At 69.9% G+C, this 10,644-nt stretch carries 12 protein-coding genes and 1 riboswitch; of the genes, 6 read left to right on the forward strand and 6 right to left on the reverse strand.

What is annotated here, in order from left to right; translation table 11 throughout:
- Positions 1-103: 103 nt before the first annotated feature.
- Together ABD374_RS31970 and ABD374_RS31975 are read right to left on the reverse strand one after the other, a co-directional pair.
- Positions 104-1,498 carry an alpha,alpha-trehalose-phosphate synthase (UDP-forming) gene (locus ABD374_RS31970; RefSeq protein WP_344500195.1) on the reverse strand — a complete coding sequence of 465 codons (1,395 nt, stop codon included), beginning with the start codon at positions 1,496-1,498 and terminating at the stop codon, positions 104-106.
- 73 nt (positions 1,499-1,571) lie between these two features.
- Positions 1,572-2,522, reverse strand: coding sequence for a glucosyl-3-phosphoglycerate synthase (locus ABD374_RS31975; RefSeq protein WP_344500197.1), 951 nt, complete (start codon positions 2,520-2,522; stop codon positions 1,572-1,574).
- Positions 2,523-2,699: 177 nt separating this feature from the next.
- Positions 2,700-2,827: riboswitch (SAM riboswitch) on the forward strand.
- Between the two features lie 17 nt (positions 2,828-2,844).
- On the opposite strand from ABD374_RS31975, the gene thrC reads away from it, so the two are divergent.
- The 4 genes from thrC to groL all read left to right on the forward strand — a co-directional run bounded on the left by thrC (position 2,845) and on the right by groL (position 7,059).
- Complete coding sequence (gene thrC, locus ABD374_RS31980) at positions 2,845-4,149, forward strand: threonine synthase (protein ID WP_344500199.1); 1,305 nt, start codon at positions 2,845-2,847, stop codon at positions 4,147-4,149.
- A 73-nt stretch (positions 4,150-4,222) separates the two neighbouring features.
- Entirely contained in the window at positions 4,223-4,498 is a 276-nt protein-coding gene (locus ABD374_RS31985) for a MoaD/ThiS family protein (protein WP_344500201.1), read from the forward strand.
- A 420-nt stretch (positions 4,499-4,918) separates the two neighbouring features.
- Positions 4,919-5,122 carry a cold-shock protein gene (locus ABD374_RS31990; protein ID WP_005315736.1) on the forward strand — a complete coding sequence of 68 codons (204 nt, stop codon included), beginning with the start codon at positions 4,919-4,921 and terminating at the stop codon, positions 5,120-5,122.
- 314 nt (positions 5,123-5,436) lie between these two features.
- Positions 5,437-7,059, forward strand: a complete 1,623-nt coding sequence (gene groL, locus ABD374_RS31995) for a chaperonin GroEL (protein WP_344500203.1) — start codon at positions 5,437-5,439, stop codon at positions 7,057-7,059.
- A gap of 71 nt (positions 7,060-7,130) precedes the next feature.
- Here the strand turns inward: groL and ABD374_RS32000 are convergent, their stop codons facing one another.
- The 4 genes from ABD374_RS32000 to ABD374_RS32015 all read right to left on the reverse strand — a co-directional run bounded on the left by ABD374_RS32000 (position 7,131) and on the right by ABD374_RS32015 (position 10,091).
- Positions 7,131-7,805, reverse strand: coding sequence for a Uma2 family endonuclease (locus tag ABD374_RS32000; RefSeq protein ID WP_344500205.1), 675 nt, complete (start codon positions 7,803-7,805; stop codon positions 7,131-7,133).
- 56 nt (positions 7,806-7,861) lie between these two features.
- Complete coding sequence (locus ABD374_RS32005) at positions 7,862-8,704, reverse strand: hypothetical protein (protein ID WP_344500214.1); 843 nt, start codon at positions 8,702-8,704, stop codon at positions 7,862-7,864.
- Between the two features lie 285 nt (positions 8,705-8,989).
- Positions 8,990-9,268 (reverse strand): DUF397 domain-containing protein, encoded by a 279-nt coding sequence (locus tag ABD374_RS32010; RefSeq protein ID WP_344500207.1) that lies wholly within the window; start codon positions 9,266-9,268, stop codon positions 8,990-8,992.
- Entirely contained in the window at positions 9,252-10,091 is an 840-nt protein-coding gene (locus tag ABD374_RS32015) for a helix-turn-helix domain-containing protein (protein WP_344500209.1), read from the reverse strand. The genes ABD374_RS32010 and ABD374_RS32015 overlap by 17 nt, the downstream gene beginning before the upstream one ends.
- A 116-nt stretch (positions 10,092-10,207) precedes the next feature.
- Here ABD374_RS32015 and ABD374_RS32020 point away from each other — a divergent pair, with 116 nt between their 5' ends.
- Entirely contained in the window at positions 10,208-10,423 is a 216-nt protein-coding gene (locus ABD374_RS32020; RefSeq protein ID WP_093800304.1) for a hypothetical protein, read from the forward strand.
- On the forward strand, positions 10,420-10,644 hold a 225-nt coding region (locus ABD374_RS32025; RefSeq protein ID WP_344500212.1), incomplete at its 3' end, for a hypothetical protein. The genes ABD374_RS32020 and ABD374_RS32025, both read left to right, overlap by 4 nt.

The following is a 10,644-nucleotide window of genomic DNA, read 5'->3' on the forward strand; positions in this document are numbered from 1 at the left end:
AGCGCCGTCGCCGCCGCGGCCAGCCGCTTCGTCCGCTCCTGCGGTTCCATCACCAGCGCCCTGCCCCCGGCCGGGGGGCCCTGTTCCGGGGTCGGCGCCGGGCCTACTCCGAGGCCAGTGCCGCGAGCTGGTCCAGGAACCAGGCCGCCGGTGGCAGCGCCGTCGCCGCCGCGGCCAGCCGCTTCGTCCGCTCCGTCCGCTCCTGCGGCTCCATCACCAGTGCCTCGTGCAGCGCGTCCGCCGTCGCCATGACGTCGTACGGGTTGACGACGATCGCGTCCTCGCCCAGCTCCTCGTACGCCCCCGCCTCCCGCGAGAGCACCAGCGCGCACCCCTCGTCGGAGACGACGGGCACCTCCTTGGCCACGAGGTTCATGCCGTCCCTGATCGGGTTGACCAGCGCCACGTCGGCCATCCGGTACGCCGCCAGGGAGCGCGCGAAGTCGTCGTCCAGCTCCAGCAGCACCGGCTGCCAGTCGTCCGTCCCGTACGCGGCGTTGATCTCCTCGGCGAGGCGCCGCACGGAGGCCGTGTAGTCGCGGTAGACCGCCAGGTCCTGCCGCGACGGATACGCGAACGCGATGTGCACCACCCGCCCGCGCCACTCGGGCCGGTCCGTGAGCAGCTGCCGGTAGGCGAGCAGCCCGCGCACGATGTTCTTCGACAGTTCCGTACGGTCCACCCGGACGACGGTCCTGCGCCCGGCCCCGACCCGCTCCCGCAGCCTGACCAGCCACTCCTCCACGTCCTGCCGCTGCGAGCGCGCCCGCAGGAAGTCCGCGTCCGCGCCCAGGCCGTGCACCCCGAGCGCCGTGCCGTCCAGCGCGCCGTCGCCCAGCACGTCCACCGCGCACGCCGCGAAGGCGTCCGCCCAGCGCCGGGTCAGGAACGCCACCCGGTCCGCGCCCAGCAGGCCGCGCAGCAGCTGTCGCGCGATGTCGTCGGGCAGCAGGCGGAAGTAGTCGACGGGCGCCCACGGGGTGTGCGAGAAGTGGCCGATCCGCAGGTCCGGGCGCAGCTCGCGCAGCATGCCGGGCACCAGGCACAGGTGGTAGTCCTGCACCAGCACCACGGCGCCCGGCGCCGCCTCGGCCGCCAGCGCGTCGGCGAAGGCGCGGTTGTACGTCTCGTACGCCGCCCACTGGCGCCGGAACTCCGCGTCGAAGGCCGGCTCCAGCGGGGTCTGGTAGAGCATGTGGTGGACGAACCACAGCACGGAGTTCGCGATGCCGTTGTACGCGTCCGCGTGCACCCCGGCGTCGATGTCGAGCATCCGCACGCCCGGCTCGCCCGTCCCGCGCCGCACCGCCTCCCGGTCGCCGTCCCCGAGCGCCGCGCACACCCACAGCGAGTCGGCGCCCTGCCCGATCGCCGACAGGCCGGAGACGAGACCGCCCCCGCCGCGCCTGGCGTCGAGCGAACCGTCCTCGCGGAGGGTGTACGAGACCGGGCCGCGATTGGAAGCGACAAGTACCTGTGCAGCGTGCTCGGAGACCATGTGCCGAACCTAGCCAGTCCCGGAGGCCCTCAAACGTGCGTACGGTCGGAGCCTCCCGAGCCTCCGGAACCCGTCACGCCGCACGGCGCGCCGCGTACTCGTCGATCTCGCACATCGGCGGCCGCTCCTCCGTGTCCACCGCGTAGGTCCGCGGGACGAATCCGTACCCGTCCTCGCCCCGCTCGAACTGCGTCAGCACGGGCCGCACCAGAGTGCCGCGCGAAAGCCGCTGCTGAGCGGTCCGGTAGATCGTGGCGGCCATCCGCCCGAGCGCCTGCCCGTCCTGGTGGCGGTGTTTGCGTACGCCCACGTCGACCTGGGCCAGCGCGTCCAGGCCCACCGTGTGGAGCGAGTCGACGAGCAGGCCCAGCTCCACTCCGTAACCGACGGGGAAGGGCAGCCGCTCCAGGAGCGAGCGGCGCACGGCGTACTCGCCGCCCAGCGGCTGGACGAACCCGGCCAGCTGCGGCCAGTGCAGGTTGAGCAGCGGGCGGGCCACCAGCTCGGTCACCCGACCGCCCTGACCTGTGGCTTCGCCGAGCGGACGGTCGTACATCGCCTTCACGAAGTGCACGTCGGGCTCGGTGAGCAGCGGCCCGACGATGCCCGAGACGAACGAGGCGGAGAAGTCCCGCAGGTCCGAGTCGATGAAACACACGATGTCACCACTGGTCACCAGGAGTGACCGCCACAACACCTCGCCCTTGCCGCGCAGGGCCGGTATTCGGGGCAGTACGGCGTCACGGTGGACGACCCGCGCCCCCGCCGCCGTCGCGACCTGCGCCGTGCGGTCCTTCGAGCCGGAGTCGACGACGACGAGCTCGTCGACGAGCGGCACGGCCTCCATCAGCTCATGGCGTATCGCCGCGACGATGTCACCGACCGTCGACTCCTCGTCGAGGGCGGGCAGCACGACGCTGACGCTGTGGCCACGTCCGGTCTTGGCCGCGACCAGCCGGTCCAGCGACCGGTCGGCCGTGGTCCAGGACCGCAGTTCCAGCCAGCGCTCCACCTCTTCGAGCACGTGCTTCTCCCTTGCGTGCCATGCCGCATATGCGGCATATCGATACAGTCATCTCGCGGTGCGGACGACTGTCTCCGCCGCCCGGGGCTTCGGTTACAGTCTTGAACAACGCGGACCGCCCTCGCATCTCGGGGGGCTCGCGGAACAAATGCGCCGGGCCCAGACCCGGCGCCATAGCGCTCATCCAGAGGGACAGAGGGAACGGCCCGTTGAAGTCCCGGCAACCATCCTGCCGACCGCGAGGTCGTGGTGGGGACGGTGCCAATTCCGTCTCACGGCGAAACGCGCCGTGGGGAAGATGAGGAGAAAGGGCCTCGCCACCATGGCTGTGCAGACCGTCGAAACCGATGCAAGCGCCACCGACTCGCATTCCCTGCCCGTAGACCTGGGCCCCGCCACCGCGCTTTCCTGCCGCGAGTGCGGAGAACGATTCGAACTGGGCCCGATCTTCGCCTGTTCTTCCTGTTTCGGTCCTCTTGAGGTCGCCTACGACCTCCCGCTCGGCGACGCCGAGGCGCTGCGCAAGCGGATCGAGGCCGGACCGGACAACATCTGGCGCTACGCGCCGCTGCTGCCCGTGCCCGCCGACGTGGCGTCCAAGCCCAGCCTGAACCCGGGCTTCACCAAGCTCGTCAAGGCCGACAACCTGGCCCGCGCGCTGGGTGTCACCGGCGGTCTGTACGTCAAGGACGACTCCGGCAACCCGACGCACTCCTTCAAGGACCGCGTCGTCGCCATCGCCGTCGAGGCCGCCCGCGCGTTCGGCTTCACCACGCTCTCCTGCTCCTCCACCGGCAACCTGGCCGGCGCGGTCGGCGCCGCCGCCGCGCGGGCCGGCTTCCGCTCGTGCGTGTTCATCCCGCACGACCTGGAGCAGGGCAAGGTCGTGATGGCCTCGGTCTACGGCGGCGACCTGGTCGGCATCGAGGGCAACTACGACGACGTCAACCGCTTCTGCTCCGAGCTCATCGGCGACCCGCTGGGCGAGGGCTGGGGATTCGTCAACGTCAACCTGCGCCCGTACTACGGCGAGGGCTCCAAGACCCTGGCATACGAGATCTGCGAGCAGCTCGGCTGGCGGATCCCGGACCAGCTCGTCATCCCGATCGCCTCGGGCTCGCAGCTCACGAAGATCGACAAGGGTCTCAAGGAGCTCATCGCCCTGGGCCTGGTCGAGGACAGGCCGTACAAGATCTTCGGTGCCCAGGCGGAGGGCTGCTCCCCGGTGTCGGCGGCCTTCAAGGCCGGGCACGACGTCGTACGGCCGCAGAAGCCGAACACGATCGCCAAGTCGCTGGCGATCGGCAACCCGGCCGACGGCCCGTACGTCCTGGACATCGCCCGCCGCACGGGCGGCGCGGTCGAGGACGTCGACGACGAGCAGGTCGTGGAGTCGATCAAGCTGCTGGCCGAGACGGAGGGCATCTTCGCGGAGACCGCGGGCGGCGTGACCGTCGGCGTCACCAGGAAGCTCATCGAGGCCGGTCTGCTGGACCCGACCCTGACGACCGTCGTGCTCAACACGGGCGACGGCCTGAAGACCCTTGAGGCGGTGGCCCCGACCACGGGCCAGTCCGCCGTCATCCGCCCCAACCTGGACTCTTTCCGAGAGGCTGGCCTCGCGTGAGCGGGCGCAGCGAGCGAACCGAAAAGGAGGCGCGTCACGCTGTGCGTCTCCGAGCGCTAGCGAGGAGAAAAGCATGAGCGTCAACGTCCGCATCCCCACGATTCTCCGTACGTACACGGACGGCAGGGCCGAGGTCGCGGCCGAGGGCGCGACCCTCGCCGACGTCATCGCCGACCTGGAGAAGAACCACGCGGGCATCGCGGCCCGGGTCCTGGACGACCAGGGCAAGCTGCGCCGCTTCGTGAACGTGTACGTGAACGACGACGACGTGCGCTTCGAGCAGGGCCTGGAGACGGCCACGCCGGACGGCGCCGGCGTCTCGATCATCCCGGCCGTCGCCGGAGGCTGATCCGCCGCCGTACACCCGCCGTCACGCGCATTGCCCCCTCCGCCACAGAAGCGGAGGGGGCAATTCTGCATGGTTGAGCGGGGTAGAGTCGGGGAAGCCCCCTCCGCTGCCTTTGCCGGGCGCATATGAGAATGCGTCCCCGTGCGACAAGAAGCAGCCAAAGTGTTCGAGCCGATTGCCGCCAATGCGCGCCTTGTCCGGCCCGACTTGCCCTGAAAACCAGGGACTTCCTCATATTCGACTGTTCGGCCGCGCCCAGATTTCTCGTCCGACTGACCTGTTGCAGAGGGCAGTTGGGCAGATACATTCAGCCGCGGTCGACGCGTTCCGGCGCACGCCCTCTCCTGTCGGAGGGTGGAGATCTGACCCGGGTCCGCGAAGTGCGGTCCCGTGCAAGGGCCAGTAATAGGGGAGTTGGGCATGGCTCAGGGCACCGTCAAGTGGTTCAACGCGGAGAAGGGGTACGGCTTCATCGCGGTCGACGGTGGTGCGGATGTTTTCGTCCACTACAGCGCGATCCAGATGGACGGGTACCGCACCCTTGAAGAGGGTCAGCGAGTCGAATTCGAGATCTCGCAGGGCCAGAAGGGTCCGCAGGCGGACATGGTCAAGCTCGCCGTCTGATCCCGGCGCGATCGGCCACCGACGCACTCGCACAGGAAGGGCCCGTACCCACGCCGGGTACGGGCCCTTCCTGCGTGCCCCGCGCCCCCGGGACGTCTGTCCACATCCGAGGGGGACGCTTGCACTCGAGGGGGTCGAGTGCTAATCATTGGCGTTAGCACTGTTAGCACTCTCCCAGTGAGAGTGACAGAAGGACCGGGCCGGTGAGGCCCGCAGGCCGGGTGGGACAAGGAAAACCACCAGGCAGGCTGGCCGTCCGTCGCGGGCGCCACTCGGTCCGGAGAATCCACCCCAGTCCGGGAGGACCACTTCACATGGCCAAGATCATCGCGTTCGACGAGGAGGCACGGCGCGGTCTCGAGCGCGGGATGAACCAGCTCGCCGACGCCGTCAAGGTCACCCTCGGCCCCAAGGGCCGCAACGTCGTCCTCGAGAAGAAGTGGGGCGCCCCCACGATCACCAACGATGGTGTTTCCATCGCCAAGGAGATCGAGCTCGAGGACCCGTACGAGAAGATCGGCGCCGAGCTGGTCAAGGAAGTCGCGAAGAAGACCGACGACGTAGCCGGTGACGGCACGACGACCGCGACTGTCCTCGCCCAGGCTCTGGTCCGCGAGGGCCTGCGCAACGTCGCCGCCGGCGCCAACCCGATGGCCCTCAAGCGCGGCATCGAGAAGGCCGTCGAGGCCGTCTCCGCCGCTCTCCTCGAGCAGGCCAAGGACGTGGAGACCAAGGAGCAGATCGCTTCGACGGCCTCCATCTCCGCCGCCGACACCCAGATCGGCGAGCTCATCGCCGAGGCGATGGACAAGGTCGGCAAGGAAGGCGTCATCACCGTCGAGGAGTCGCAGACCTTCGGTCTGGAGCTTGAGCTCACCGAGGGCATGCGCTTCGACAAGGGCTACATCTCGGCGTACTTCGCCACCGACATGGAGCGCATGGAGTCGTCGCTCGACGACCCGTACATCCTGATCGTCAACTCCAAGATCTCCAACGTGAAGGACCTCCTTCCGCTGCTGGAGAAGGTCATGCAGTCGGGCAAGCCGCTGCTGATCATCGCGGAGGACGTCGAGGGCGAGGCGCTGTCCACGCTCGTCGTCAACAAGATCCGTGGCACCTTCAAGTCCGTCGCCGTCAAGGCTCCGGGCTTCGGTGACCGCCGCAAGGCCATGCTCGGCGACATCGCCATCCTCACCGGTGGCACCGTCATCTCCGAGGAGGTCGGCCTCAAGCTGGAGAACGCCGGTCTCGACCTGCTCGGCCGCGCCCGCAAGGTCGTCATCACCAAGGACGAGACGACGATCGTCGACGGCGCCGGTGAGAGCGACCAGGTCCAGGGCCGCGTCAACCAGATCCGTGCCGAGATCGAGAACTCCGACTCGGACTACGACCGCGAGAAGCTCCAGGAGCGCCTGGCGAAGCTGGCCGGCGGCGTGGCCGTCATCAAGGCCGGTGCCGCCACCGAGGTCGAGCTCAAGGAGCGCAAGCACCGCATCGAGGACGCGGTGCGCAACGCCAAGGCCGCCGTCGAGGAGGGCATCGTCGCCGGTGGTGGCGTGGCTCTGCTCCAGGCCACGGCCGTCTTCGAGAAGCTCGAGCTCACGGGCGACGAGGCCACCGGTGCCAACGCCGTGCGTCTCGCGCTGGAGGCCCCGCTCAAGCAGATCGCCGTCAACGGTGGTCTCGAGGGTGGCGTCATCGTCGAGAAGGTGCGCAACCTGCCGATCGGTCACGGCCTGAACGCCGCGACCGGCGAGTACGTCGACATGATCGCCGAGGGCATCATCGACCCGGCGAAGGTCACGCGCTCCGCGCTGCAGAACGCCGCGTCGATCGCCGCGCTGTTCCTCACCACGGAGGCGGTCATCGCCGACAAGCCCGAGAAGGCCGGTGCCCCCGCGGGCGGCGGCATGCCGGGCGGTGACATGGACTTCTGATCGACTCGTTCGATCAGCTGTTCCGCAGCACTGGGGCGGCATCCCTTCGGGGGTGCCGCCCCGGTGGCGTTTCAGTGGGCGAAGTCCTTGAGCCTCTCGGTTTCGAGGGTGATGCCGACGGGGTCGGGGAGCGTGACCGTGGCCCCGTAGGGATAGGACGGGTGCTGCTTGTACGTCCCGCCCTCCGGCTCGCTGAATACGGTCAGGGCGCAGGCGTCGCGATCGATGAGGAGGTAGACGGGAATGCCGTCGGTGGCGTAACCGTCGCGCTTCTCGACCCGGTCGCGGCGGTCGGTGTCGAAATCGTGGGAGGTGACTTCGGCGACCATGAGAACACCCTTGGGGACCGCCCATTCGCCCTGTCCGGCGAAGTGCCCGATCGGTGCGAGGACCCCGTCCGGGCGGGCGCGGCCCTTGCGGTAGGTATCGATCACCAGCCCCTGCTCGGGGTGGAGGTCCAGATCAGGGCGATGCTGCATGCACTGCCGCAGAAGCCACATGAAGATTGCTCCGTGATCGCCATCCGGCACGGGCTTGACCCTTAGCTTTCCGTTGATGAGTTCGAGCGTCACCGTCTCGGGCGCCTTGCGGGCGAGTTCCTCGAAGTCCTCGACGTCGATCGGGCCGTGTTTGACCAGCAGCCGCCCCCCGACGAATTCGAGCTTTACGTTCCTGGGCGCCACGCGGGCGAGCTCCTCGAAGTCCTCGATGGACATCTCCGGGCGTTCGGCGGTGCTGGGGGTCATGGCGTCGCCTCCTCCCCTCCATCCTGCCCGGCTTCCGGCGCGGGTGAGCCGAACGGTCACGTGCGGGTCCTTTCGGGTGGGCGCGTCGCGGCCGCCCGGACCCTGGCCGCGTGGGCGCGGACCTCGGACTCGGCCAGGCCGCTGCCCGGCGGGCGCGGGGGCTCGTCGCGGCACACCCGGCACAGGCCGCCGGCCAGGGCTTCCGGGCGGCCCGGCACACGGCATTCCGTGCACTCCAGCATGCGCAGGGGCGGGCGGTCGGCCGTCGGCTGCGGCTCGGGGGCGCGCTGCGGCGGCAGCTTCGCCAGCCGGACACGGGCGATCGCGGGCGGGCTGTGGACCGGCCGGGGCAGGCCGTCGGTCAGCGCGTGCACCAGCTCGGCCTCGGTGGCGCCACGGGCCAGCCAGTCGGCGGCCAGGGCCTCCAGCGCGACGCAGTCGGCCTCCGAGAGCGACATCGCGGGCTTGGTGCGGCCCAGCGAGGCGAGGATGCCGTACGCCCGGCTGCGTGCGGGCGGGCGGCGCCGCTCGGGGGGCTGTGGCGCGCCGGGGGCGCTGCCGCCGCCCTGGAACGCGGCCCACCAGGCGTCGTCCCTGGCCGTACGGGAGAAGAACGTACGGGTGACCCAGCGGCGGCTGCCTGTCCGGTCGGTGACGGTCTCCTTGCCGAGGCGCAGATGACCGGCTTCCGAGAGACGGCGGAGGGACGTGCGTACGGCGCACTGACCGTAGTCCGGCAGGACCTTGGCCAGCGTCTTCACGGAGATGTCCGCCCCCTCGGGGAGCCGGTCGATGTACCCGGCGATGGACGCCTCGCGGCGGGGGAGGTGGGCGAAGTCGTCGTCGCGGGGGCGGCGTTGCTCGGGGGCGCTGCGCTTTCCGTACCCCGGATTGGCCAGGGGATGTGCGGGCGCGGGCAGGGCAGGATTAAGCTGGTTCGCAGCCAAGGGATCGCTCGATTCGATCTTGTTGGTCAAGCCCTCGTCGGTGGTGGTACACCGGCGGGGGCTGTTCGTTATGCGGTTATGGGGGCACGCTAGACCGCCGCGACGCGTTGTGGCAAACCGGTCACGTAAGGTCATGGGCGGTGGTAGGGGCGGGAGTTGGGGGCGGGTGGTTGGTGTTACCCACCACCCATTCCACTGAAAAGGGCTCGGACTCCGGGGCTTGAGCCCCGGGCCGAGTCAGGCGGCTGTGACCTGCCCGTTCTTCACGCCGGTGACGAAGGCGGACCAGGCGGCGGCCCGGAACACGAGCGCCGGGCCGAGCAGGTCTTTCGAGTCGCGGACGGGGACGATGCCGGGGTGGCCGTCGGCCACTTCGAGGCAGTTGCCGCCACTGCTGTCGCTGTGGGTGGACTTGCGCCAGGTGGCGACCTCCAGGCAGTCGCCGCCACTGCCGTCGCTGTAGCTGGACTTGTGCCAGGTCGCCGTGGACAGGTCGTACTCAGGGTTGATCTTCATGCGAGTAATCCTCCGCCACTGAATCGATCAGAGCCAGGGATTCCTTGGGTGACAGCGCCATGGCCCCAATCAGATCGTAGGCCAGTTGGTGGCGGGTGACCGTGGCCGGGTCGTCCTCCAACTGCCCTGCTCCGGGCCCTTGGAGGTAGGCGAGCGGGGGTGCGTCGTCGAAGGCCATCAGCTTGAGGGCGCCGCCCATCGCCGCGTGCGCGCCCGCATCGAACGGCAGCACCTGCACGATGACCCGGTGGCGTCGGGCCATCGCCGCCACATGACGCAGCGCCTCCGCCGTCTCGGCGGGCTCGCCGACCTTGCGGCGCAGTACCGCCTCGTCCAGGACCGTCCACAACAGCGGCTTTGTTGGATCGTCGAGCAGGTGCGCGCGCTCCAGCCTCGCCGCCACCAGCTCGTCGATGACCGCCTCCGTCGCCGTCGGCTGGTACGCGCGGAAGATCGCCCTCGCGTACGCCTCCGTCTGCAACAGGCCCGGGACCAGCAGCGGCGCGTACTCCTTGATCGCCGTCGCGATCGCTTCCGCCTCGGCCGCTTCCGCGAAGTGGTCCGGGTACTTCGACTTCGTCGACGCCTCGCAGTTCCGCTCGAAGAAGCCGTTCGTACCCAGGACTTCGTCGATCTTCACCGCGTACTCCGGCATCATCCGGCGCGTGCCCGCCTCCAGTTGGCCGATGAACGAGCCGCTCACGAACAGCGGCTGGCCCAGCTCCTCCTGAGTGAGGCCGGCCTTCTCGCGGGCGTGGCGCAGTTCCGCGCCGAGCAGGGCCCTGGGGGAGGAAGACGGGTCGAGGCCCTTGGGTCCGGGCATGGCAACTCCCTGTCCGACATGCGGTGTTGTTGGACCGCTGTTACTGGTCAGGCTAGTGCGCTTTCGGCCACGCTGTGTGAGGAAGTCGAATACACAGCGTGCGGAGGTGTCTGGTCATGGTGGTGCGGTCGTCGGAGCGGTTGCGGGCTGCGGAAGAGGTGGTGGCCCAGTTGCGGGAGGGGCTGGAGGTGGTGTCGGTGACGCTGCCGTCGTTGCGGGTGGACGTGGTGTCGCTGGCGAGCGAGGCACCGTATCCGCTGGTGGACCTGGGGCGGTGCAACCTCGACACGGCGATGCGGCTCGCCGCCGTCCTGCACGGGCTCAAGCCGTGACGGGCGGCGGGCCGCCGGAGCCGGAACCGGGGACGTACGCCGTGGATGCCCGGGACGGGCGGGTGGGGAGGGTGATGGGGCGGGTGGGGACGTACGTGCAGCTGCGGCCGGCGGGCGGGGGCCGGGAGTGGGACTGCCCGCCGGAGGACGTGCGCCCGGCTCCGCCGGGGGAGGTGCTGAGGGCGCGGGTGCGGGAGATCAACGCGGCGGGGCGGCTGCCG

Origin of the sequence: Streptomyces enissocaesilis, assembly GCF_039533765.1 — a bacterium.
Classification (GTDB): Bacteria; Actinomycetota; Actinomycetes; order Streptomycetales; family Streptomycetaceae; genus Streptomyces; species Streptomyces enissocaesilis.

Coding starts and splice junctions, on each gene's coding strand:
- ABD374_RS31985 (WP_344500201.1), top strand. CDS start 4,223: ATGAGCGTCAACGTCCGCATCCCCACGATTCTCCGTACGTACACGGAC.
- ABD374_RS32010 (WP_344500207.1), bottom strand. CDS start 9,268: ATGAAGATCAACCCTGAGTACGACCTGTCCACGGCGACCTGGCACAAG.
- ABD374_RS31970 (WP_344500195.1), bottom strand. CDS start 1,498: ATGGTCTCCGAGCACGCTGCACAGGTACTTGTCGCTTCCAATCGCGGC.
- thrC (WP_344500199.1), top strand. CDS start 2,845: ATGGCTGTGCAGACCGTCGAAACCGATGCAAGCGCCACCGACTCGCAT.
- ABD374_RS32015 (WP_344500209.1), bottom strand. CDS start 10,091: ATGCCCGGACCCAAGGGCCTCGACCCGTCTTCCTCCCCCAGGGCCCTG.
- ABD374_RS32020 (WP_093800304.1), top strand. CDS start 10,208: ATGGTGGTGCGGTCGTCGGAGCGGTTGCGGGCTGCGGAAGAGGTGGTG.
- groL (WP_344500203.1), top strand. CDS start 5,437: ATGGCCAAGATCATCGCGTTCGACGAGGAGGCACGGCGCGGTCTCGAG.
- ABD374_RS32000 (WP_344500205.1), bottom strand. CDS start 7,805: ATGACCCCCAGCACCGCCGAACGCCCGGAGATGTCCATCGAGGACTTC.
- ABD374_RS31990 (WP_005315736.1), top strand. CDS start 4,919: ATGGCTCAGGGCACCGTCAAGTGGTTCAACGCGGAGAAGGGGTACGGC.